Here is a 24,846-nt window from a genome sequence, read left to right on the forward strand (position 1 = left end):
GTTGCCATGTCTATACAAGAATCAAATAACACCATTGTGGTTTCTCAACTCCCCACACCCTTTCAAGAATTTAGACACTATTTTTGTCAAAATAAAGGTGCAGTAGTGGGTGCGATCTTTATTTCAGCAATGATGATATTGGCGATTTTTGCTAATTTTCTTGCGCCACACGGAGCCGCTGAACAGTTTAGGGATGCATTACTCCATCCCCCAGCTTGGCAACAAGGTGGAAGCTGGCGTTTTGTCCTGGGCACAGATGATGTAGGTCGCGATATCTTGAGTCGTCTAATGTATGGTGCAAGATTATCATTGCTTGTCGGTTGTTTAGTTGTAGTACTTTCTCTGTTTTTTGGCGTGATATTAGGCTTAGTTGCAGGCTATTTTGGTGGTGCGATCGATGCCTTCATCATGCAGGTTGTCGATATTATGTTGGCCTTACCGAGTTTATTACTTGCGTTAGTGCTAGTGGCTATTTTTGGCCCGTCAATCTGGAATGCCTCCTTGGCATTAACTTTTGTCGCACTTCCTCACTATATCCGACTGACGCGAGCCGCGGTTTTGGTTGAGGCTCAGCGTGATTATGTTATCGCCTCAAATGTCGCAGGTGCGGGAGCATTACGACAAATGTTTGTCAATATTCTTCCCAACTGCCTAGCGCCTTTAATTGTGCAGGCATCTCTTGGTTTTTCTAATGCGATACTGGATATGGCTGCCCTTGGGTTTTTAGGAATGGGAGCACAACCGCCAACTCCTGAGTGGGGGACGATGCTTTCAGACGTCTTACAGTATGCAGCAAGTGCATGGTGGGTCGTGACTTTTCCAGGTTTGGTCATTCTTTTGACAGTGCTTGCGTTTAATTTAGTCGGTGACGGCTTACGCGATGCCCTTGATCCCAAACTTAAACAATAAGGAGCATCGATATGACGTTATTAAATGTAGATAAATTATCGGTGCACTTTGGGAACGCCAATGCCCCCTTTAAAGCGGTCGATAGAATAAGTTATCAGGTAGAGAAAGGTGAAGTGGTTGGTATTGTTGGAGAATCGGGGTCTGGAAAATCAGTCAGCTCGTTAGCAATAATGGGGTTGATCGATTATCCAGGAGAGGTCATTGCGAATGACTTACATTTTGCAGGCGCCGATTTAAAGAAGGTATCCGCCAGACAACGACGTAAGTTAGTCGGCTCAGAAGTTGCGATGATTTTTCAAGATCCAATGACGAGTTTGAATCCGTGCTATACCGTCGGATATCAAATTATGGAGGCGATTAAAGTTCATCAAGGCGGCAGTCGTCGTTCACGAAAACTCAAAGCGATCGCGTTACTTGAACGTGTCGGGATTCCTGACCCGAGTTCGCGACTATCCGTTTATCCGCATCAACTTTCTGGCGGTATGAGTCAACGTATTATGATCGCGATGGCTATTGCGTGTAAGCCGAAATTACTTATTGCTGATGAACCTACTACCGCGCTTGACGTTACCATTCAAGCTCAAATTATCGAGCTGTTGCTGGAATTACAGCAGCAAGAGGATATGGCGTTAATGTTAATCACGCATGATCTTGCTTTAGTAGCTCAGTCGGCGCAAAAAATTATCGTAATGTATGCAGGCCAGTTAGTTGAAATGGGGCAAGCGTCAGATATTTTTTCTTCACCTCGCCATCCTTATACTCAGGCTTTACTTCGTGCTCTGCCTGAATTTTCTACTGATAAAGCGCGCCTCACATCGCTTCCAGGTGTCGTACCCGGTAAATATGACCGTCCAACGGGATGTTTATTAAGTCCTCGATGCCCTTACGCCACGGAGAAATGTACTGAGCAAGAACCTCCTATGCTTGACATCGTCGGGCGAAAAGTTAAATGCCACTACCCGCTTGATATGCTAGGGAGTCCAAGTTATGACGCAATCTAGTCAACAAGAATTATTACTCGATGCACGCGGGTTGACGAAATATTACCCTGTTAAAAAAGGGATTTTTGGAAAGACCTTAGCCGTGAAAGCGCTTGATGGCGTTTCCTTTGAGCTTGCTCGAGGTAAAACACTTGCCGTAGTCGGGGAGTCAGGTTGTGGGAAATCGACCTTGGGGCGATTACTAACGATGATTGAATCTCCCACTTCAGGTGAACTGTACTGGAACGGGCAAAACTTATTGCAGGTCGATCACCGTGCACAAGCATTACGCCGTCAAAAAATCCAAATTATTTTTCAAAATCCTTATGCGTCATTAAACCCACGCAAGAAAATTAGCCAAATACTTGAAGAGCCATTGATTATTAATACCACCTTATCAAAGGAACAACGCCGAGAAAAGGTTTTGGCGATCATGGCGAAAGTTGGACTTAAGCGTGAACATTATGACCGTTATCCTCATATGTTTTCTGGGGGGCAACGTCAGCGTATTGCAATAGCTCGTGGTCTTATGCTGGAACCAGAAGTCTTGATTGCGGATGAACCTGTCTCCGCTCTTGACGTTTCGGTTAGAGCACAGGTGCTTAATTTAATGATGGATTTACAGCAGGAGCTTGGTCTTTCTTACGTTTTTATTTCCCATGATCTCTCAGTCGTGGAGCATATTGCAGATGAAGTCATGGTGATGTATTTAGGCAAATGCGTTGAAAAAGGGTCGAAAGAAGCGATTTTTAGTCACCCTCAGCATCCTTATACCCAGGCGTTACTTTCTGCGACTCCGCGGTTGAATAACCATGGTAAACAGGAACGTATAAAACTTACTGGTGAGCTTCCCAGCCCTTTAAACCCGCCAAAAGGTTGCGCGTTTGCAGCACGTTGCCGTTATAAAATGCCGGAATGCGAACAACACTCGCCACCCTTGCAGCAGTATTCTGCACAACAGGTAGCCTGTTATTACGTCCAGCAAAGAAAGGATGATTAAAATCACCATGATTGAGCAAGGATGCTCAAACTCTATTAAAAAATTTACAAATAACTAACCAAAATAACCAGATTAATGGATAATTCCTGCTAACTAGGGTAAAAGGCTGAGATATACTCAACAGCGAAACAAACCTGTAATTTAGAAGGATGGTTATCCATTGCGCGTGCATCGCTCATTGACAATTAAACAAATGACAACGGTTTCTTCGGTTGTTCTTATTGTTGTCTGTATTTTTACGATTATTCAATTATTTCATTTTGTCGGGCAGCGACGTATTGAATACGCTCAACAAATGGAAAATATTGCCCATACGATCCGTCAACCACTGTCGGATGCTGTTCTACGTGGGAATATCGTCGACGCTGAGCGGCTATTAAAGTCTCTTAAGCCCGCGGGTGTCTTAGGAAAGGCTGAAATCACGTTGCCAGATGACTTCAAGGCGTTACAAGTTGATTTCACGGATGCTGATTCCGACAACGTACCAACGTTAATTGCGCATTTATTTAATTTACCGGTTGTGATCGCCTTACCCCTTTATTCTCCTGAACATACAGGTATTCCTAAGCCTTTAGCTTCTCTCGTGTTAGAAGCTGATACCACACGTGTTTACCAATTTATTCGCTCTACTATTGGTACGATGATTGTCACCTATTTATTGCTGGCACTCGTACTCTCTATTGCTATCAGCTGGTTTATTAACAGACTGGTCGTCTACCCTCTACGCTATGTGGCTCGTTCACTCCAAGACCTCCCTTACTGTGGTGTTGAGGCAGAGATTCCCTTACCAGAAGGCCATCGTGGCGATGAGATTGGGGTATTAGTGCGCGGAATAAACCACCGACAACGAATGAGCGATACTATCTATCATCAGCTAGAGCAGCTCACTACCCACGACCCGCTGACTCAGCTACCGAATCAGACTTTATTACTAGGCATCATCGAACAATACCTAGTACAGCATCCGATCAATGTTGCGGTGATGGTGATTAAAGTCAGCCCGTTGGACAGTCTGCTTGGTTCTGAACATCAACGAGAAGTGAAACGGATATTTGCGAAAAAAATTCGTCAGTTAGTCAATGACGATGTTTTAATTGGTCAATTGGCAGATAATCAATTTATTCTTTTCTTCAAATATGTTCACCAGCCAGTGACGTTAATGAGCTATGCACAAGCCTATATTGAAGCGTTAATTAAACCTTTCCATGTGGAACATTTTTATCTGCAATCACAAGTTAATATCGGTATTTCGTTTGCGAATTTAGTACCGATCACAGCCGAATCGCTTCTTGAGTCAGGTATTGCAGCAATGCACAGTGCGGTAGCAAAAGGCAGTAACCAAGCGTTATTTTTTGATCCGGAAATGACCGAAAAATCGTATCAGCGTCTTTTACAAATTAATGAGATCCTGAAAGGCATTCAGGACAAACACTACGCGCTTTTTCTACAACCTCAGATCGATATGCAAACGGGAAAATTAAGCGGTGCCGAAGCACTTCTACGTGTTTGCCGAGACGACGGCCACTATTCTCTTCCTGAAAATTTCATTACTACCGCAGAAGAAATTGGTGTTATGCCGGAAATTGGTCGCTGGGTATTTGAGGAGGCCTGTCGAATTCTTGCGAGCTGGCAACAGAAGGGAATCTATTTACCCTTAAGTGTCAATCTTTCCGCTGAGCAGCTAAGGGATAGTTCAACGATCGAGTATCTTAAGCAGTTACTCAACGAACACCAGATACGACCAGGGACATTCGTGTTGGAGATTACAGAAACGGCACAAATTACGGATGTTGCGTGGGTGATGAATGTACTACGGCCTATCGAGCAAGCGGGTGTTTCAATGGTTCTCGACGATTTTGGTATGGGCTATTCAAACTTACATTACCTACATCAGTTCCGTTCCCTACCTGTTCGTCGCATCAAGCTAGACCGCAGCTTTGTCTCTGATCTCCCTGCCGACGACACAATGGTACGAGTTATCTCTTCTATTTCAGAGATTATCAAACTGGATATCGTTGCCGAGGGTGTAGAAACAGAAGTTCAACGTGATTGGTTACTTGAACGCGGTATTCGTATTGCCCAAGGTTACCTCTATTCTCCAGCGATTCCTGAGGCTGTGTTTGCACAACGTTGGTTAACGCAGGGCGAGTATTCTTAACTGATAGTTTGCTTTTCACTCATTTTAGCGAGTTTTTGGTTAAAAGATGTTTATAGCGGGAAGCGGGACTTGCCCTGAGAGCTGAGAATTGGATAATGGCATAAGAGCCACATTATTATTTTATCTGCCGATGAATATTTGGCGTTTTCTGTGGTCATAGTTTTCACTTATCCCAATTTTTGCTTTCTATCTTAGAGGTTTTCATGCCGGGCATTAAATCGCTGCTCTGGGTTGGCGGGATGTTATTTTCAGCATTCAGCCTAACAGTCAACGCAGAACCGTTACATCCTGATCCGGCTTGGCAACAAGGTCAGTTGAGTAATGGTTTTGGTTGGCAAGTGTTGTCCACGCCTCAGCGCCCTTCAGATCATATTGAGATTCGGCTTGTGGTCAATACTGGCTCATTGAGTGAGTCGCCACAACAAACGGGATTTAGCCATCTGCTTGCACGTCTCGCGATGGTACATAATCTTGCCCTGACGCCAGAACAACAACGTGTCTTATGGCATGCGGATATGGCGAAGTCAGGGGCTTTACCGCCAGTAATCACCTCTTATGATTATACCCAATACAATTTAAGTTTACCGGTTAACCGACCTGAGCTGATTAAATCAGCCCTTGACTGGCTGGCTGCGACGGCAGGTGATATGCAAGTCACTCCTACAACAGTCGCTACCGCTTTAAAGGCCTCTGATCCTACCGCGACATGGCCTGATAATACGCAAGATCAACTGTGGCGCTATCGCTTACAAAACTCTGCATTACTCAGCCACGATCCTAGTCAGCAACCGAGTTCGCTCACTAACGTTCAACCGCTAGCTCAGTATTACCATCAATGGTATACCCCAGACGCCATGACTCTCTATATTGTCGGTAACGTTGATAATAGAGCGCTAATTGAACAGATCAACAAGGCGTTTAGTCCTCTCAAAGGTAAGCGTAAATTACCGACCCCGGTTCCGGTATTGTCGCCGCTATCCTCACAACCGACCGCGATTGTAGACAATAATTTGCACGCCTCCCGCTTAGTGATGAATTGGGACGCCATGTGGTTACCGATTCAAGACTCTCAAAGTCTCAAACACTACTGGTTATCAGACTTAACCCGAGAGGCGCTGTATTGGCATTTACAACCGGGTCAAGATACAAAAGATACCGCCCTCGTTCCGGTTGATTTGCAATGCCAGGTTCTCTTTGCACGCGCACAGTGTGGTTTGAAAATTGATGCAGAAGGTGAAAACCTCACTAAGCAATTTGCGGTGGTCGGCCGTGAAATAGTTAAGCTACGTGACCAAGGGTTGACTCAAGATGAATTTGACCGGCTTATTACTAAAAAGACAAATGAACTCAGTGGGTTATTTGCAACCTATGCACGGACTTCAACTGATATTTTGATGATGCAGCGACTGCGTTCACTACAAAATGCTATGGTAGATATCGCACCAGAGCAGTATCAGAAGTTACGCCAAGAGTTTCTGTCAGGTCTCACGCTTGACGCGGTGAATCACGAATTGCACCAGCAACTTTCCCAACCTATTAGTTTGGTATTGTTGCATCCGAGCACGACTCAAACTCCGACTATTGAGCAGTTACAAGCTGAGTACAACGATGTAACCTCCGAAGGAGATGGAAGTCACAACGGTGCAGGTAGTTCGACCTCTGAGAGTAACTAATTACGCCATAAAACCTTGATAATATGGTAACCAAAGGCAGTTTTTACCGGTCCATAAGGTGTTAACAGTGGACAGGTAAAGGCTGCCTTGTCAAAGGCAGGTACCATCTGTCCACGTCGAAACTCACCGAGATCACCGCCTTGTTTACCCGAAGGGCATGTCGAGTGTTTCTTAGCAAGTGTCTGAAAATGAGCGCCTTCTTTCAACTCCATCATAAGTTTTTCGGCTTGTGCTTGCTGTTTAACTAAAATATGTAATGCGGCTGCAGTTTTAGCCATAATATGTTGTCCTAAGCGTCGTCAGTGTATACTTGCCGCTTTATATAACATTTTTTTCCCGTTCACTGAGCAATTTTTTATGCGTCTTAATCCCAGCCAGCAGCATGCGGTAGAAGCCGTTACCGGCCCTTGTTTAGTCTTAGCGGGAGCAGGATCCGGTAAAACACGTGTTATTACCAATAAAATTGCTTGGTTAATCAGACAAAGTGGCTATCAAGCACGGCATATTGCCGCGGTCACTTTTACCAACAAAGCGGCACGAGAAATGAAAGAGCGTGTTGCACAAACCCTAGGTCGCAAAGAAGCGCGTGGACTGCAAATTTCTACCTTCCACACCTTGGGATTGGAGATTATTAAGCGTGAAGTGAATGCGCTAGGAATGAAAGCGAATTTCTCCTTATTTGATGATCAAGACCAGCTCGCACTATTAAAGGAGCTAACACAGCCTTGGCTGCAAGAAGATAAAGATCTACTTCAACAACTTATCTCCACACTATCCAACTGGAAAAATGATCTGGTGAGTCCCGATCAAGCCATTACTTATGCGCGTTCGGAACGTGACCAGATCTTTGCTAAATGCTATCAACTGTATGAGCAGCATTTACGCGCCTGTAACGTCCTTGATTTTGACGACTTAATACTCAAACCCACGCTATTACTGCGAGACAACAATGAAGTAAGAGAGCGGTGGCAACAGCGCATTCGTTATCTTTTGGTCGATGAGTATCAAGATACTAATACTAGCCAGTATCAGTTAGTGAAACTTTTGGTTGGGGCGCGAGCGCGTTTTACGGTTGTCGGTGATGATGATCAATCTATCTATTCTTGGCGGGGCGCGAGACCACAAAACCTGGTTCTACTGAAAGAAGACTTTCCTCAGTTAGAAGTGATTAAACTTGAGCAAAACTATCGCTCATCACAGCGCATACTGCGTGCAGCGAATATCTTAATCGCCAATAACCCTCATGTCTTTGAAAAGAAACTCTTTTCCCAACTAGGCGAGGGAGCAGTATTAAAGGTCATCCCGACTAATAACGAAGATCACGAGGCCGAGCGCGTAGCGGGAGAACTTATTGCTCACCATTTTATCAATAAAACGCAGTTTCGTGATTACGCCATTTTATATCGAGGTAATCACCAATCACGAGTTTTTGAAAAGCTATTGATGCAAAATCGTATCCCATACCGTATTTCTGGAGGAAATTCCTTTTTTTCCCGTCCTGAAATTAAAGACCTCCTAGCCTATTTACGGGTGATGACAAATGTGGATGACGATAGTGCTTTTTTGCGCATAGTCAATACGCCTCGCCGTGAAATAGGCCCGGCGACGTTACAAAAATTAGGTGAGTGGGCTAATCGGCGGAATAAGAGTTTATTCAGTGCTAGTTTTGATCTTGGCTTGGCAGAAACGCTGACCGGAAGAGGGCTACAAAAGTTACAAGTGTTCACCCAGTGGTTTGCTTCGCTGATCACTTTAAGCGATCGTGAGCCCATTACCGCGGTACGAGAATTAATTCAAGGTATCGATTACGAAAGTTGGCTATACGAAAGTTCTGCGAGCACTAAGGCTGCGGAAATGCGAATGAAAAACGTCAATACACTGTTCCAGTGGATGACGGAAATGCTATCAGGCTCAGAACTGGATGAACCGATGACCTTGACTCAAGTCGTTACTCGCTTCACGTTACGTGACATGCTGGAGCGTGGCGAGAATGATGAGGAACTGGATCAAGTTCAATTGATGACGTTGCATGCCTCGAAGGGCCTAGAATTTCCTTACGTCTATCTAGTGGGCATGGAGGAAGGGGTATTGCCGCATCAAAGCAGTATTGATGAAAATAATATCGAAGAAGAACGACGGTTAGCTTACGTTGGGATCACACGGGCGCAGAAGGAACTGACTTTTACTTTATGTCGTGAACGGCGACAATATGGTGAGGTTCGTCGGCCTGAACCGAGTCGCTTTTTACTCGAACTTCCCCAAGACGATCTGCACTATGAGGATAAGAAAAAAGCGATCAGCAGCGAAGAACGTATGATAAATAGTCAAAGTCGGGTGGCCGGATTACGAGATATGCTAAATCGAGCTAAAAACAATTAATAAGCGACAGCAAATCCCCAATGGACATAGCTTTGTAAGTGCTCTTCCTGTTGTAATAATTCTACGCGATAAGGGTGTGTAACAGCCCATTGTGGGTCAAGCCGTAAAGTTAAACGCTCACCTAGCGCTGATAAGTGAAACAAATGCATATCGGTCGCTGAGCGGGTACTGCATAAGATAATCGCTAAACGAAAAAGCCGGCAAAGCTGTTCCGCTTGTTGTAAAGGCAGTGCACTCTGTTTACTTAGGCTAGGAAGATCAATATTACCGATTTGGTTAGCCACAATCGCGGCGACAAGCTGTTTCTGTGCCGGGGTAAAGCCCGGGAGTTCAAGTTGCCTAATAAGATAAGCGCCGTTTGCCGCCCCATGGCGATAATTAATTGAGAGCCCCAGCTCATGCAATGCTGCGGCACTGAATAAAAGTTGCTGGCAGTACTCACTTAATGCCCACTGATCAGCAACTTGTTGTACGAGCATCAAACAGGCTGCTTTAACGCGTTCAGCTTGCTCAAGATCAACCGCGAAACGGTGTTGCGTGGTTTCCAAGGTGCGTTTGCGAATATCAATATCGACGGGCAATGAGATCATTCCGTAGATCAATCCTTCCCTTAGTGCTCCTCCCGCTAAACTCATCCGAGTGATCGAGAGTTCATGGAAAATAGCCAGTAAGATAGCTAAACCACTTGGGAACACTAAGGCTCGCTCAAGCGTAAGGCCTTCAATTTCCAACTCTTCAAGTTTTCCACATTGAATCGCCCGCTGCTTAAGCTGTTCAAGTTTAGGTAAGGTAATTTGCTCGTCCATTCCTTGAGCAATCATAATTTCTTGTAATGCTTGAACAGTACCGGATGCACCAACACAAATCTGCCATCCTTGAGTGATCAGTGTTTGCTTGACCTTTTTGATTTCAGCGCTGGCTGCGGCTTGTGCACGATCAAAGTTTTCACGCGTCAGGTAACGGTCAGTAAAATAGCGTTCAAGCCAAGTAACACAGCCCATTGATAGACTAAAGAGGGCGGTGGCCTCGGTCCCTGTTCCCGTCACTAATTCAGTGCTGCCTCCACCGATATCGACCACCAGGCGCTGGTCAGAACCACTGGTCGTTTGTGCGACGCCTTGATAGATCAGTCTTGCTTCTTCTTCTCCCGAAATAACATTGATCGGAAGACCTAAAATATCGTTGGCTCTGGCGAGGAAATCTTCTGCATTAGTTGCAATACGAAGTGTCGCAGTGGCGACAGCTCGTATTTGTGAGAGTGGAACACACTCAAGTTGCTCTGCAAAGAGCGCTAAACAATGCAGACCGCGTTGAATAGATTCTTCAGAGAGCTGATTTTTCGCATCTAAACCTGCGGCTAAACGTACTTTGCGTTTTATTCTGGCCACTGTTTGCAGTGACCCTGAAACGTCGCGCACCACCAACAGATGGAAACTGTTTGAACCCAAATCAATGGCAGCATGGAGTGATGACGCGCTTCGCATGGTAATTAACCTGTACGTTTATTTCGGTTATTGTTACGTGGATGGCTACCACGACGATTATTATTGTTCCCACGGCGTTGGTTATTTTGTGAACGAGGCCGTGAAAAACGCTTTGGTGCTGGCAAATCAGTCAGCAGTGCATCACTGTTGTACTTACTAACAGGAATACTGTGTCCGATATATTCTTCAATACCCGGCAAATTCAACGAATACTCTTCGCATGCCAAACTGATAGAGTGACCGCTTGCTCCTGCCCGACCCGTTCTGCCAATTCGGTGCACATAGTCTTCTCGGTCATCAGGCAGATCGTAGTTAAACACATGCGTAACTTCAGGGATGTGTAAACCACGTGCCGCGACATCAGTGGCAACGAGAATATCAATATTCCCTTGGGTAAAATCGTCTAAGATACGTAAACGTTTTTTCTGTGGTACATCGCCGGTGAGTAACCCAACACGGTGGCCATCCGCCACTAAATGTCCCCAGATATCTTCACAGCGATACTTGGTATTTGCAAAGATAACCGCACGATCAGGCCACTCTTCCTCAATCAACGTCTGCAGTAGACGCATTTTTTCTTCGTTAGAGGGATAGAACAGCTCTTCTTGTATACGGTGTCCGGTTTTTTGTTCTGGCTCGACTTCCACATATTCTGCGTTGTTCATGTGCTCAAAAGCCAACTCGCGGACACGATAGGAAAGCGTTGCTGAGAAAAGCATGCTCAATCGTTGCGTAGCCGGTGGCATTTTACGAATCAACCAACGAATATCTTTAATGAATCCGAGATCAAACATCCGATCGGCTTCATCGAGCACTAATACTTGTAATGCGCCAAAATCAACATGGTTTTGTTTAACGTAATCGATAATGCGGCCAGTTGTGCCAATTAGGACATCAACACCTTCAGCCAGTACTTTAAGTTGTTTGTCGTAGCCATCACCACCATAGGCGAGACCAATTTTTAATCCTGTTGCCTGCGCTAATGGTTCCGCATCAGCATGAATTTGCACGGCTAATTCACGCGTCGGCGCCATGATCAAGGCGCGGGGTTGGTTGACTTGATGCCCTTCGGCAGCCGGTCGTGATAAGAGATAATGAAACGTTGACGTTAGGAACGCCATCGTTTTTCCTGTACCGGTTTGCGCCTGACCTGCGATGTCATGCCCAGCAAGAGCATAAGGCAATGTGAGTGCCTGAATCGGCGTACATTGCGTAAAGCCTTTCGTATCAAGGGCTTTAATCACCAGAGGGTGCAGGGCGAAGTCGGAAAACTTCTTTTCTGTTAAGTGTGTTTTGCTCATAGTGTGATAGAATATCAGCTTAATGCCGCTTTACGAAAGCGTATAAATTGAAATAAAGTTAACTATATTGATTTAATAGAAGCCGATTCACCAGGCATAAATTTGTGGAGCCAACTATGAGCAGCGAAAAAATTGTTCACCTAACCGACAGTAGCTTTGATACTGATGTACTTAAAGCCGAAGGCGTGACCCTGGTCGATTTCTGGGCTGAGTGGTGTGGTCCTTGTAAAATGATTGCCCCCATTCTCGATGAGATTGCAGACGAGTACGAAGGCAAACTGACTATTGCTAAGCTGAACATCGACGATAATCCAGAGACTGCCCCTAAATACGGTATTCGTGGTATCCCTACTCTTCTGCTTTTCAAAGCAGGTGAAGTGGTAGCGACTAAAGTTGGTGCATTATCCAAAGGTCAACTGAAAGAGTTTTTAAACGCTAATCTCGGTTAATTCTCTTTGAGATGCCAGTGATGGTTTATTTTTGCGCTATCACTGGACGTCTCTTGAGAGGCGTGCTAAGTTACTATTACTGCATTACGATCTTACCTGTAGTCAGAATCTAGATTTCTAATCAAACTTGTCATCCACTATCGATGTCTTAACAGGTTTGGTAATATCAGTGGAATCTCCACTTTAATTAATGAATAACGCAGCCTCGCTTTTTTCTATGAATGACTAAGGCTGATACCTAAATGATATTTTCTATAACAGGCGTGGGACAGTTTTCGACCACTCATGACTAACATTCCAAGAAATACCCCAAGTCAAGAACCCATCACTATGAATCTTACCGAATTAAAAAATACACCCGTGTCTGAATTAATCACGCTGGGTGAAAATATGGGGTTAGAAAACCTCGCGCGCATGCGTAAACAAGACATCATTTTCGCAATACTCAAACAGCATGCGAAAAGTGGCGAAGACATCTTTGGTGATGGTGTGCTAGAGATACTGCAGGACGGATTTGGTTTCCTCCGCTCCGCAGACAGTTCTTACCTCGCCGGTCCTGATGATATCTACGTTTCTCCCAGCCAAATTCGACGCTTTAACCTCAGAACAGGCGATACCATCGCCGGAAAAATTCGTCCACCGAAAGAAGGTGAGCGTTATTTTGCGCTATTAAAAGTTAATGAAGTTAACTTTGATAAACCTGAGAATGCACGTAATAAAATCCTGTTTGAAAACCTCACGCCTTTACATGCGAATAGCCGCTTACGTATGGAGCGAGGTAATGGTTCTACTGAAGATTTAACTGCGCGCGTACTTGATCTGGCTTCACCTATTGGTCGTGGCCAGCGCGGATTGATCGTTGCTCCTCCTAAAGCGGGTAAAACGATGCTGTTACAAAATATCGCGCAAAGCATCGCCTACAACCACCCTGATTGCGTCTTAATGGTGCTCCTTATTGACGAACGCCCAGAGGAAGTGACTGAGATGCAACGTTTGGTGAAGGGAGAGGTTATTGCTTCGACCTTTGACGAACCGGCTTCTCGTCACGTCCAAGTTGCAGAGATGGTGATTGAAAAAGCAAAACGTTTAGTTGAGCATAAAAAAGACGTCATCATTCTGCTCGATTCGATCACTCGTTTGGCACGTGCTTATAACACCGTTGTGCCGGCATCAGGCAAGGTCTTAACGGGGGGGGTTGATGCTAACGCCTTACATCGTCCTAAGCGTTTCTTTGGTGCAGCACGTAATGTCGAAGAAGGTGGTAGTTTAACCATTATTGCAACGGCATTGGTCGATACTGGCTCAAAAATGGATGAAGTTATCTATGAAGAGTTCAAAGGTACCGGCAACATGGAATTACATCTCTCACGTAAAATTGCTGAAAAACGTGTTTTCCCTGCTATTGATTACAATCGCTCAGGGACGCGTAAAGAGGAACTACTAACTTCCTCTGAAGAACTACAAAAAATGTGGATTCTTCGTAAAATCATTCACCCTATGGGAGAGATTGATGCGATGGAGTTCCTCATTAATAAATTGGCGATGACCAAAACCAATGATGAATTCTTTGATATGATGAAACGTTCGTAATTCTGAGGTGCTTAACACGGTGTTAAGCTCAGATTTATTGTAAAGTTAAGAAACGTCACGTGTTTACGTGGCGTTTTTTTTTTAATGCATATAGCATTGATGATCTGAATTAGAATTATTCCGCAAGTGTTACGATAGAGAGCTTGAATGTGAATGTGCTCAATATGAGTGTTGAATTAGGACTGACATTCCTTTTTTCGCTTATCTTCCTTTTTGTGGCACGGAAGATAGCCAAAAAAGTAGGATTAGTGGATAAGCCTAATTTCCGAAAACGTCATCAGGGAACGGTGCCGCTTGTGGGAGGCATCTCTGTTTTTGCGGGGGTATGTTTTGCTTTTCTGATCACGAACTATTATCAGCTTCACGATATTCTGTATCTCACCTGTGCGGGGGTACTGGTATTGGTGGGTGTTATTGATGACAAATTCGATATTAGTGTCAAGTTCAGAGCAGCAGTACAAGCAGGTATCGCCATAGTAATGATGTCTGCCGCTAATCTCTACCTACATTCATTAGGTTTCATCATCGGTCCAATCGAGTTACGTGTCGGTCCCTTTGGTTATGTGATCACGTTATTTGCCGTTTGGGCAGCAATTAACGCGTTCAATATGGTTGATGGTATTGATGGGTTATTGGGGGGACTTTCTTGTGTGACCTTTGGTGCTCTAGGTTTGATTCTCTATACCCAAGGGCAGACGAGTTTAGCGTTTTGGTGCTTTGCACTGATTGCCGCTATTCTTCCCTACATTTGCTTGAATTTAGGAATACTGGGTCGTCGCTATAAAGTTTTTATGGGTGATGCAGGCAGTACGATGATTGGCTTTACGGTAATATGGATACTCTTAGATGCGAGCCAAGGTGAAAACCATCCACTGCATCCCGTTACCGCATTGTGGTTGATTGCGATTCCATTGATGGATATGGTCGCTATCATGTACCGTCGTTTGCGTAAAGGTCAAAGCCCGTTTACGGCTGACCGCCAACACATACATCACCTCATCATGCGTGCGGGGTTCACTTCCCGCCAAGCCTTTGTTTTAATTACGCTGGCTGCTGCAATTTTGGCAGGAATCGGCGTTCTTGGAGAGTTTTGCGACTTTATTCCGGAATGGTTCATGATGCTACTGTTCCTTATGGCATTCTTCGTCTATGGCTATTGTTTAAAGCATGCTTGGCGTGTTGCACGGCGTATTCGGCGTAATAAGCGGGCATGGCAATCACGCCGTCACGCACGTGATGGACAAACACAGGATTAATTCATGCATTCTTCTGTCATTGATAATGAACTCGATGTGAAAAGCTGTGTACAGCGTTTATGGCGCGGGAAAAAATGGATAGGCCTTGGCATTCTTTTGGCGCTGGTGCTGACTTGGACGTATGCGATGTTTGCGCCCCAAAAGTGGGTCTCGGTGGCACAGTTTAGTCGTCCAGATCTGCCGAAAATCATTCGTTACTATCAGCAATTATCGAGACTCAACCAACTTTCGACGTATGCTGACACCGCGGCTTCTGTGGATCCATTAAATAGCGATACGGTTATTGATGCTGTTTACCAAACCTTTTTACAGCAGCTAGCATCTGTTGATAACCGGCGGCGTTTTTGGTTACAGCAATCCAGTGTTAATCACTCTAAAGAGTTAACCCCATTAGCTCTTGAGCGCAAAGTGGCCAGTATTCAATTTACGCCAGGAGATAGGTTACACGGCACTGTCGACACAATAACGCTTACGGCGAGTCATGCCGAACAGAGCAGTCAGTGGCTTGAGCGCTATTTAACATTTACTGATCAACAGGTTTTAGCACTAGTTCAGCAACAGTTAGCCGCGACTTGGCAAACAGAAGTCGTGAAAGTAGAGCAGCAGATCTCCTTTGAAAAAAGTTTGGCCCAAGCGACCTACACCCAGCAAGTCAAACAGCTCAAAACCGAGGTAGCACAAACTAACGACGATCAAACTAAAGTTGCGCTCAATGTGTTAGAACAGACAGGTCCTGTTGCAACGGAAAGTCTTTTGCATGATCTTGCACGATTAGCGGCGTTGCAAACTGGCCCAACGCAGCTCACACCTTTTACTAGCTGGTCATATTTACAATCACCAGAACCGCCGATTAGCCGACAAAGTCCCCGTTTACCCTTATTGCTGGTGATGTGGGCGCTCGTTGGAGCCATTATCGGTGCAGGAGTTGCCCTCTGTAAGGGTGTAAAGAAAAAGGAATAAGAAAGCGTGAAGGTATTAACAGTCTTTGGTACTCGACCTGAAGCCATTAAGATGGCGCCTCTGGTACAGGCGTTACAAAACACCACGGATATCGAGTCTCGACTCTGTGTTACCGCACAACATCGTGAAATGTTAGACCAAGTATTACATGTTTTTCATCTCAAGCCAGATTATGATTTAAACATTATGCAGCCAGAACAATCGCTTAGTGATATTACTAGCCGAATATTGACTGGCATGGCAGATATTTTTCAGCACTATAAACCCGACTTGATCCTAGTTCATGGTGATACGACAACCACATTAGCGGTAAGCCTCGCTGCCTATTATCATCAAATTAAAGTCGGACATATTGAGGCTGGTTTACGTACCGGAAATCTTTTCTCACCTTGGCCTGAAGAGGGAAATCGAAAGGTCACCACTCACCTCGCTCACTGGCATTTTGCACCCACCGAGCATGCGAAGAGAAATCTTCTTGCCGAAAATATTCGTGAGGAAGCCATTACGGTAACCGGAAATACCGTGATCGATGCCTTATTGTGGGTACGTGATAAAATTGTGGGAGATCACGCACTTGAACAGAGCCTCGCGGCGCAATTCCCTTACTTAACCGAGAGAAGGCGTATGATCTTGGTTACGGGTCATCGACGTGAGAGTTTCGGTGGGGGTTTTGAACGTATTTGTCAGGCGTTAGTTGCACTTGCTAAGCGTTACCCCCAACTCGATATCGTCTATCCCGTGCACATGAATCCTAATGTGCGTGAACCGGTTGAGCGGTTACTTCAAGGGGTGGAAAATATCCACCTTATTGCACCAAAAGAGTATCTTCCTTTTGTATGGCTCATGAATCGAGCCTACTTGGTGTTAACGGATTCGGGGGGAATACAAGAAGAAGCGCCTTCCTTAGGGAAACCTGTATTGGTGATGCGTGAGACAACAGAACGTCCAGAAGCTGTTGCTGCAGGAAGTGTCAGGTTAGTGGGTACTGATAGCGATACGATTATTCAACAAGCCTCGTTGTTACTCGATGATGAACAGGCTTGGCAGGCGATGAGTCAGGTAAAAAACCCTTACGGTACCGGCCACAGCTGTCAAAAAATTGTCGAATTTATTAAACACTCATGGGTTGAGCATGCACACTAAAACTGTCTCTATTTTGGGTCTTGGCTACATAGGATTACCCACTGCCGCCATTCTTGCTGAAGCAGGCTGCCAAGTGATTGGGGTTGATATTAATCCATTTGCGGTAGAGACCATCAATCGCGGAGAGATCCATATTGTTGAGCCCGAACTTGCGGCTGTTGTCGCTCGTAATGTGGCCGAAGGGCGTTTAAGAGCAACATTGACCCCAGAGCCGGCTGATGCGTTTTTGATCACCGTTCCCACCCCTTTTGAAGCCAATCATCAACCAGATCTGAGCTATGTTAAGGCTGCTACTTTAGCGATAGCTCCGCAATTAAAAGCGGGGGACGTCGTTATTTTGGAGTCGACATCACCGGTAGGAACAACAGAACAGGTTGCTACGTGGATCGCTGAACAACGTCCAGATCTTGACATTCCCGGACACAGTGAACAACCCAATATTGCGGTTGCCTATTGTCCAGAACGGGTACTGCCTGGCAAAATTATGGCAGAGTTAGTCAGTAATGATCGTGTGATAGGGGGGATAACCCCAGAATGTTCAAGACAAGCAAGTGAGCTTTACCACCTCTTTTTACAAGGCCAATGCTTGATCACTAATGCGCGTACCGCGGAAATGTGTAAGTTGACCGAAAACAGTTTTCGCGATGTCAATATTGCTTTTGCCAATGAGCTCTCTGTAATTTGTCACGCCCTCGATATTGATGTCTGGCAATTAATTCGTCTTGCCAACCATCATCCCCGAGTAAATATTCTCCAGCCCGGTCCTGGCGTGGGTGGGCACTGCATTGCTGTCGATCCCTGGTTTATTGTCGCGCAATCTCCTGAATTGGCGCGATTAATTCGTACTGCGCGCGAAGTGAACGATAGCAAGCCATTTTGGGTACTTGACCAAGTCAAAAAGGCGGTAGCAGATTGCCTAATGGCTCATGATAAAAGAGCCTCTGAGATTCGTATCGCCTGCTTTGGATTAGCGTTTAAACCCGATATTGATGATTTGCGAGAAAGCCCTGCGGTACAGGTAGCGAGACTGATCAGCGATTGGCATCAGGGAGAGACTCTACTGGTCGAACCCCACATTCGGCAGCTCCCTACACATTTTAGTAATAAGGCAGCATTAGTAAGCACTGAAGAGGCTCTTAAAGACGCGGATATTTTGGTGTTACTCACCGACCATCAAGTCTTTAAAACGCTACATCGACAACAGTTCACTACTGAGTTTGTGATTGACACTCGTGGCGCATGGGGTAACTCCGTTGGCGATTAATGCACTAACATGGGAGAGTGATTTTTTTTCCCAACGCATCGGTAAAGTTGATCTGACACAGCTGCATCGCCTGACACCGACCGAGTGCCAAGCATGGGATTTGGTGCAAGCAAAGATCCCTAGTGGGGATTATCAAACTTTAGATACCCTATCAAGCCTTGGTTTTGTACTGGCTGAGGGGGAATCTCAATTAGAAATGGCTGTTGAGAGCTCAACTCGACAACCGGGTATTCGTATTGCACGGCCAACCCATATTCCATTACTCCGTGAGTTAGCTAGCAAGATGTTTACTGAAAGTCGCTTTCGTGCACCGTGGTTCGAGCAATCTCTTACCGAACAGTTTTATGCCCAGTGGATTGAAAATGCAGTGCTGGGGACCTTCGATCACCAGTGTTTACTCAGTCTTGATGATCGAGGCACGATAGCGGGTTTTATCAGTTTGCGTGAAGCAGATTCGACCGCCCATATTGGGTTATTAGGTGTTGCCCGGAGTCATCGCGGTGCTGGAGTAGGAAGCCAGTTGCTCCTTGCCGCCGCGGATTGGACGCGTACTAAAGGCCTAACCCAGCTCCATATCGCCACACAGTTAAGTAACGTAGCGGCGCTACGTTTATACCTACGTCATGGCGCACGTTTAACGACCACGAGTTATTGGCTCTATAGGAAAAGTAATGATTCCATTTAATGCTCCTCCGGTAACAGGTAGTGAAGTCGAGTATATGCAGTCTGCTATGATGAGCGGTAAATTATGTGGCGATGGAGGGTTTACCCGTCGTGTACAGCAGTGGTTTGAACAACGTTTCGGCGTAGCCAAAGTATTACTGACGCCATCATGCACGGCATCTCTTGAGATGGCTGCTCTGCTTATCAACATTCAACCCGGCGACGAAGTGATTATGCCGAGTTATACCTTCGTTTCTACCGCTAATGCTTTTGTACTGCGTGGGGCAAAAATTATTTTCGTTGATATTCGTCCGGATACGATGAATCTTAATGAAGAGTTGATTGAGGCTGCCATCACCGATAAAACCCGTGCGATTGTTCCTGTCCACTACGCAGGGGTTTCCTGTGATATGGATAAAATCATGGCACTGGCCAATAAATATCAGCTTTATGTCATCGAAGACGCGGCACAAGGTGTGATGAGTACCTGGAAAGGACGGGCACTGGGCTCTATTGGACATATCGGTTGTTATAGTTTTCATGAAACAAAAAACTATACCGCGGGGGGGGAAGGGGGAGCGACGCTAATTAACGATCCGGCACTCATTGAGCGAGCAGAAATTATTCGTGAAAAAGGGACTAATCGTAGCCAATTCTTCCGTGGACAAGTTGATAAGTATACGTGGCGCGATCTAGGTTCGAGCTACCTGATGTCAGACTTACAAGCGGCTTACCTCTGGGCTCAACTCGAAAATGCTGAGTTGATCAACCAGCGCCGTTTAGCATTATGGCAAAATTACCGCGATGCATTACAGCCACTTGCCGAACAGGGACGCCTCACGTTACCCAGTATTCCCAACGAGTGCCAGCATAACGCACACATGTTTTACCTTAAACTCGCCGATCAACAGGATCGTGATCGGCTGATCGCGTGGTTAAAAGAAGCAGAGATCTTAAGCGTTTTTCATTATATTCCCTTACATAGCTCACCTGCAGGTATACAATTTGGTGAGTTCCGTGGTGACGATCGTTCCACTACAGTGGAAAGTGAACGCCTAGTCCGATTACCGATGTACTATAACCTGACCAACAATCAGCAAAAAATTGTTATCGGTTCGCTGCTGAGTTTCTTTTCCTAATGTCATTAGCTCGCGCATCTCTGTGGACCGCAAGCTCAACAGTAACAAAAATCCTTTGTGGTCTTGTTATCGTCAAATTACTGGCGGTGACCTATGGGCCGGAAGGGATAGGCCTTGCGAGTAATTATCGGCAATTGATCACCGTATTGAGCGTAATGGCTGGTGCGGGTATTTTTAATGGTGTCACGCGCTATGTGGCGGAGTATCAAGACTCGCCTAACGCATTACGCCAGTTGTCAGCCACCTCATCAACCCTGGTTCTCGGTGCGGGTACGCTGATTGCCTTATTCTTTCTTTTATTCGCTAATCCTATTAGCCAAGGGCTATTTGGTCAGCAACACTATGCCAATGTGATCCGTTATCTCGCTTTTTTACAATGCGGGATCGGCTGGGCTAATTTTTTACAGGCAAAATTTAAAGGCATTAAAGATGCCCGCACTAATGCTATGGTCATTATTAGTGGCTGCTTATTAGCAATACCCGGTTATCTCATCTGTTGGGCGCTCGGTGGTTACAGCGGCGCCTTGGTCGGTTTAGCCCTAGTCCCTTCAATATCGCTACTTCCTGCAATATATTTCTATCGACGACATAATCACCATGCGCTAGGTCCACTATTGCTTGGCTGGAACAGCGAAATGGCGCGTCGTCTCGCAAAATATACCCTAATGACGGGAATTACGGCCATCACCTTGCCTCTCGCGTGGGTCATGATGCGTCATCAACTTGCCAGACATAGCGATTGGCAAGCAGTTGGCTTGTGGCAGGGAGTTACCAGTGTATCTGATGCTTATTTACAGTTTATCACCGCCACTTTCAGCGTCTGGTTATTACCCGCATTGAGTCGACTAAAGGACAAACAGGCGATAGCGGAGGAAATTAAACGAACATTAGTCCGTGTCATACCGGCGGTGATGATATTAAGCCTAATTGTCTGGGTATTCCGCGAACAGGTCATTACGCTACTCTTTTCCACTCAATTTATGGAAATGCGCGACTTGTTTGCTTGGCAGCTGCCAGGGGATGTCTGTAAAGTCGCCGCCTACGTTTTTGGCTACCTTGTTATTGCACGAGGAAGTCTACGCGCTTACATCCTGACCGAAATAACGCAATTTTGCTTATTATTGCTGACGAGCCACTGGTTGATCACCCAGAATGGTGTTCTTGGGGCGGTACAGGCGTATTGCATGACCTACAGCTGTTATTTACTTTTAGTGATTGCGGCATTTGTTTATTGGTATCGAAAATAATGGCGATTATTCACGTACTGGGATCGGATATCCCCCACCACAATACGACTTTACTCACTTTCTTTGATCGAGTGCTAAGCACTGAAGTCCCTAGTCCCTCGGTCAGAGAATTTATTGTGGTCACCCACGATATTCATTTGGCTCAGCAATTTCCAAATCTTGCGATCCAGTGTGTTGAGTCGAAAAAGCAATTAGCTGCAAAGGTGATTGCAATGGCGAAACAGCGACAAACACGTTTTTTTTGTCACGGCCAGTTCAATGCCTATTTATGGATAGCGTTACTTATCGGAAAAATATCAAAGCACCAGTTGCACTGGCACATATGGGGTGCAGATTTATATGAAGAGTCTCAGTCGCTTAAATTTAGACTGTTTTATACCCTCAGACGATTAGCGCAAGGACGAGTTGCTACTGTTTATGCAACCTTAGGGGATCTCAGTGTTTATCAGCAACGATATCCTCGCGTTCCTAGCCAGAAACTCTATTTCCCGACAAAAATGTCCGTACCCGTACAACCGGAGACCGACGTCAGTTTACCCGCAACACTGACTATTTTGCTGGGGAATTCGGGAGATCCTACGAATAGGCATTGCTATGCGCTGACTCAAATTGAAAGACTGTTCGGTCAGCAGATAAAGGTAATCGTACCGATGGGTTATCCGATAGGTAATCAGGATTATATTACCAAAGTCACTGCTCATGCTGCTGCGCTTTTTCCATTAGGCCAGGTTGAAATTTTAACGGCAAAACTCAGTTTTGATGATTATTTGAATGTCGTCTCACAATGTCAATTAGGTTACTTTATTTTTACTCGGCAACAAGGGGTGGGGACGTTAAGTTTGTTGATCGATAAAAATATTCCATTTGTGATTAGCCGAAAAAATCCGTTCTGGCGTGATCTGAGCGCACAACACTTACCGGTTTTATTTGATGATGAGCAGCTCGACAGAGATCGGCTGCAGCATGCTCATCAACAATTGGTGCATCATGATAAATCTACCATTGAATTTTTTTCACCGTGCTACGTGCAGGGATGGCGTGACGTTCTGCAACAATTAGAAGGGATGGAGGCACAATGACGGGCGGGCAGTTTATCGGTTTAGCTGTAGTATATGTGCTTTCTCTTTGGTTTATCCTCCATGTGATGGTCAAAGAGTTTCGCCGCGAGCGTTTTAATTTCCACCTCTTTTTCTCTTTACTTTTCGTGCTCACTTTCTATTTTGGTTTTCCATTAACGGCGATTTTAGTGTTTGGTTTTTCACAAGCGGTTGTGCCACCGCTTTACTTACTGCAAGCACTCTTATCGGCGACAGGTTTTTACGCCATTTATTACCTGACTTATCAACTACGATTAACGCGTAAACCTATCTCCCCAGTGACGGGTTTTTTTTCGATGACGCGGGTGGAGACACACTTATTTTCGGGCTTATTGGTGTTAGTCGCTTTGGTGAGCTTGGGGATTTTTTTTGCACATAATGGATTGTTACTTTTTCGCCTCACCTCTTACAGCCAAATTTTTTCCAGTCAGGTCTCCGGCGTTGCGTTAAAGCGCTTTTTCTATTTTTTTATTCCCGGCATGTTAGTACTTTATTTTCTAAAGCCTACCTTACGCCAGTGGGTATTATTTCTTGCTACCACCGTCATTTTTGGCCTGATCACTTATATGGTGGTAGGAGGAACCCGGGCTAATATTATTATCGCGTTTGCGCTATTTTTATTTATTGGGATTAGTCGCGGCTGGATAACCTTATCGATGTTACTTAGTGCAGGGGCCATGTCGATAGTCGGGATGTTTTGGCTAGCCTTACGGCGCTACAATCTCAATGTCACCGGGGCAGAGGCGTGGTATACCTTCCTCTACCTTACTCGTGACACATTTTCACCGTGGGAAAACCTTGGGTTAATTTTTAGCCATTATTCTCAACTTGATTTTCAAGGTCCTGCGCCGATGTGGCGTGATTTTTATGTGTTTATCCCAAGCTGGTTATGGCCTGATCGTCCATCGGCTATTTTGAATAGCGCAAATTATTTTACTTGGCAAATTCTTAATAATCACTCAGGTCTCGCCATTTCACCGACCTTAATTGGTTCTCTATTGGTGATGGGGGGAATGTGGGCTGTTGTTCCTGGGGCATTGCTCGTTGGTCTTATTATCAAGGGATTTGACTATCTTTATTACCGAGCACGGAGTGAACCAAACCGTTATACCGCTGCGTTGATCAACAGCTTTTGTTTTGGTGCTGTTTTTAACATGATTGTTTTAGCGCGTGAAGGGCTCGATGCCTTCGGATCGCGGGTCGTTTTTTTTGCTATTATTTTTCTACTATGCCTACTCATCACCAAACTATTATTTTGGTTTTTATCCTCGATAGGATTAGTAAGAGAACGAACCCGTCCGCCACGTTTACCGTCAGTGAAGATCATTTATTCAAACCAAAAGGACATCTGTGAGTAATCGTCAGCTAACGCCGCCCTATTTTACTATCCGCGAGATCCCGGTATATGGCGCTCCTTCAATGGAGGCCTTCACGGATTTCCTGTTACCGAGTCAAGATGTCCATACGGGCCGCTTAATCGCACTAAACGCCGAGAAGGTGCTTACGGCGGAGCATAATGCGTTATTACATCAGATCTTAACCAGCGGTGGGATAAATTACCCCGATGGGATAAGTATTGTGCGCTCTATACGTAAAAAGTACCCGAATAGTAAGGTAACACGTATTGCAGGCGCTGACTTATGGCAGTCATTAATGCAACGTGCTGGAGCATTAGCAATTCCGGTGTACTTAGTGGGGAGCCAACCCTCGGTACTCACTCAAACGGCTGAGCGTCTTCAACAGCAATGGCAGGTTCCGCTTGTGGGGCAACAAGATGGTTATTTCGATGAGACACAGACCGGTCAAGTTATCGAGCGCATCAAAGCGAGTCGGGCGAAAATTATCACCGTTGCAATGGGCTCGCCACGGCAAGAGCTTTTTATTCAGCGCTGCTATGAGGCCTATCCTGACGCACTCTATATGGGCGTAGGTGGCACGTATGATGTTTTTATTGGTAAAGTAAAGCGTGCTCCGTTGTTATGGCAGAGGTTGGGGCTAGAATGGTTGTATAGATTGATAAGGCAACCTTTACGGTTAAAGCGGCAATTAAAGCTCCTAAAATACCAAGGCTACCATTGGCGAGGGGAACTTTAAGAATAAACATAAAGCAAATTGCTGAAACTTCACCCAAAACGAACAAAGCATAATCAAACG

General features: G+C 45.3%; 21 protein-coding genes. 18 read left to right on the forward strand and 3 right to left on the reverse strand.

The genetic code is table 11. The annotated features are described in order from the left end of the window. Positions 1-6: 6 nt before the first annotated feature. From dppC to HGT73_RS08940, 5 genes are all read left to right on the forward strand, one after another. On the forward strand, positions 7-909 hold the full coding sequence (gene dppC, locus HGT73_RS08920; RefSeq protein WP_214213858.1) for a dipeptide ABC transporter permease DppC: 903 nt from the start codon (positions 7-9) through the stop codon (positions 907-909). A gap of 11 nt (positions 910-920) precedes the next feature. Continuing rightward, a complete protein-coding gene (gene dppD, locus HGT73_RS08925) occupies positions 921-1,910 on the forward strand; it encodes a dipeptide ABC transporter ATP-binding protein (RefSeq protein WP_214213860.1) in 990 nt (329 codons plus the stop codon). Then, complete coding sequence (locus HGT73_RS08930; protein ID WP_214213862.1) at positions 1,897-2,889, forward strand: peptide ABC transporter ATP-binding protein; 993 nt, start codon at positions 1,897-1,899, stop codon at positions 2,887-2,889. The genes dppD and HGT73_RS08930 overlap by 14 nt, the downstream gene beginning before the upstream one ends. 193 nt (positions 2,890-3,082) lie before the next feature. Further along, complete coding sequence (locus tag HGT73_RS08935) at positions 3,083-5,047, forward strand: EAL domain-containing protein (RefSeq protein ID WP_244968506.1); 1,965 nt, start codon at positions 3,083-3,085, stop codon at positions 5,045-5,047. A 203-nt stretch (positions 5,048-5,250) separates the two neighbouring features. Next, positions 5,251-6,720: a M16 family metallopeptidase gene (locus tag HGT73_RS08940; RefSeq protein WP_214213865.1), complete on the forward strand. Its 1,470-nt coding sequence runs from the start codon at positions 5,251-5,253 to the stop codon at positions 6,718-6,720. On the opposite strand, the gene ppiC is transcribed toward HGT73_RS08940, so the two are convergent. Next, a complete protein-coding gene (gene ppiC / locus HGT73_RS08945; protein WP_214213867.1) occupies positions 6,717-6,998 on the reverse strand; it encodes a peptidylprolyl isomerase PpiC in 282 nt (93 codons plus the stop codon). The two genes, HGT73_RS08940 and ppiC, sit on opposite strands and share 4 nt — an antisense overlap. 79 nt (positions 6,999-7,077) lie before the next feature. On the opposite strand from ppiC, the gene rep reads away from it, so the two are divergent. Continuing rightward, positions 7,078-9,099, forward strand: coding sequence for a DNA helicase Rep (gene rep, locus HGT73_RS08950; protein ID WP_214213869.1), 2,022 nt, complete (start codon positions 7,078-7,080; stop codon positions 9,097-9,099). On the opposite strand, the gene gppA is transcribed toward rep, so the two are convergent. Both gppA and rhlB read right to left on the reverse strand, forming a co-directional pair. Further along, positions 9,096-10,583 carry a guanosine-5'-triphosphate,3'-diphosphate diphosphatase gene (gppA, locus tag HGT73_RS08955; RefSeq protein WP_214213871.1) on the reverse strand — a complete coding sequence of 496 codons (1,488 nt, stop codon included), beginning with the start codon at positions 10,581-10,583 and terminating at the stop codon, positions 9,096-9,098. The two genes, rep and gppA, sit on opposite strands and share 4 nt — an antisense overlap. 5 nt (positions 10,584-10,588) lie before the next feature. Next, complete coding sequence (gene rhlB / locus HGT73_RS08960) at positions 10,589-11,884, reverse strand: ATP-dependent RNA helicase RhlB (protein ID WP_214213873.1); 1,296 nt, start codon at positions 11,882-11,884, stop codon at positions 10,589-10,591. A gap of 116 nt (positions 11,885-12,000) precedes the next feature. On the opposite strand from rhlB, the gene trxA reads away from it, so the two are divergent. The 12 genes from trxA to wecG all read left to right on the forward strand — a co-directional run bounded on the left by trxA (position 12,001) and on the right by wecG (position 24,786). Next, entirely contained in the window at positions 12,001-12,333 is a 333-nt protein-coding gene (gene trxA, locus HGT73_RS08965) for a thioredoxin TrxA (protein WP_048914014.1), read from the forward strand. Positions 12,334-12,663: 330 nt separating this feature from the next. Next, a complete protein-coding gene (gene rho / locus HGT73_RS08970) occupies positions 12,664-13,923 on the forward strand; it encodes a transcription termination factor Rho (protein WP_214213874.1) in 1,260 nt (419 codons plus the stop codon). Between the two features lie 164 nt (positions 13,924-14,087). After that, positions 14,088-15,179 (forward strand): UDP-N-acetylglucosamine--undecaprenyl-phosphate N-acetylglucosaminephosphotransferase, encoded by a 1,092-nt coding sequence (wecA, locus tag HGT73_RS08975; RefSeq protein WP_214213876.1) that lies wholly within the window; start codon positions 14,088-14,090, stop codon positions 15,177-15,179. Positions 15,180-15,182: 3 nt separating this feature from the next. Then, the gene (locus HGT73_RS08980) at positions 15,183-16,139 is read left to right on the forward strand and encodes a Wzz/FepE/Etk N-terminal domain-containing protein (protein WP_214213878.1); all 957 of its coding nucleotides are present in this window, start codon (positions 15,183-15,185) and stop codon (positions 16,137-16,139) included. Positions 16,140-16,145: 6 nt separating this feature from the next. Further along, positions 16,146-17,282 carry a non-hydrolyzing UDP-N-acetylglucosamine 2-epimerase gene (wecB, locus tag HGT73_RS08985; RefSeq protein WP_214213880.1) on the forward strand — a complete coding sequence of 379 codons (1,137 nt, stop codon included), beginning with the start codon at positions 16,146-16,148 and terminating at the stop codon, positions 17,280-17,282. Continuing rightward, a complete protein-coding gene (gene wecC / locus HGT73_RS08990) occupies positions 17,272-18,546 on the forward strand; it encodes a UDP-N-acetyl-D-mannosamine dehydrogenase (RefSeq protein ID WP_214213882.1) in 1,275 nt (424 codons plus the stop codon). Before wecB ends, wecC begins: the two co-directional genes overlap by 11 nt. After that, positions 18,515-19,231: a dTDP-4-amino-4,6-dideoxy-D-galactose acyltransferase gene (gene rffC, locus HGT73_RS08995; protein WP_338111599.1), complete on the forward strand. Its 717-nt coding sequence runs from the start codon at positions 18,515-18,517 to the stop codon at positions 19,229-19,231. The genes wecC and rffC overlap by 32 nt, the downstream gene beginning before the upstream one ends. Continuing rightward, positions 19,218-20,348 (forward strand): dTDP-4-amino-4,6-dideoxygalactose transaminase, encoded by a 1,131-nt coding sequence (rffA, locus tag HGT73_RS09000; RefSeq protein ID WP_214213884.1) that lies wholly within the window; start codon positions 19,218-19,220, stop codon positions 20,346-20,348. Before rffC ends, rffA begins: the two co-directional genes overlap by 14 nt. After that, positions 20,348-21,595, forward strand: coding sequence for a lipid III flippase WzxE (wzxE, locus tag HGT73_RS09005; RefSeq protein WP_214213886.1), 1,248 nt, complete (start codon positions 20,348-20,350; stop codon positions 21,593-21,595). The genes rffA and wzxE overlap by 1 nt, the downstream gene beginning before the upstream one ends. Further along, the gene (locus HGT73_RS09010) at positions 21,592-22,674 is read left to right on the forward strand and encodes a TDP-N-acetylfucosamine:lipid II N-acetylfucosaminyltransferase (RefSeq protein WP_214214098.1); all 1,083 of its coding nucleotides are present in this window, start codon (positions 21,592-21,594) and stop codon (positions 22,672-22,674) included. Before wzxE ends, HGT73_RS09010 begins: the two co-directional genes overlap by 4 nt. Then, a complete protein-coding gene (wzyE, locus tag HGT73_RS09015) occupies positions 22,671-24,050 on the forward strand; it encodes an ECA oligosaccharide polymerase (protein ID WP_214213889.1) in 1,380 nt (459 codons plus the stop codon). The genes HGT73_RS09010 and wzyE overlap by 4 nt, the downstream gene beginning before the upstream one ends. Continuing rightward, positions 24,043-24,786: a lipopolysaccharide N-acetylmannosaminouronosyltransferase gene (gene wecG / locus HGT73_RS09020; RefSeq protein ID WP_214213891.1), complete on the forward strand. Its 744-nt coding sequence runs from the start codon at positions 24,043-24,045 to the stop codon at positions 24,784-24,786. The genes wzyE and wecG overlap by 8 nt, the downstream gene beginning before the upstream one ends. The last annotated feature ends 60 nt before the right edge of the window (positions 24,787-24,846 follow it).

Origin of the sequence: Rosenbergiella australiborealis (genome assembly GCF_018494035.1) — a bacterium.
GTDB classification, from domain to species: Bacteria; Pseudomonadota; Gammaproteobacteria; order Enterobacterales; family Enterobacteriaceae; genus Rosenbergiella; species Rosenbergiella australiborealis.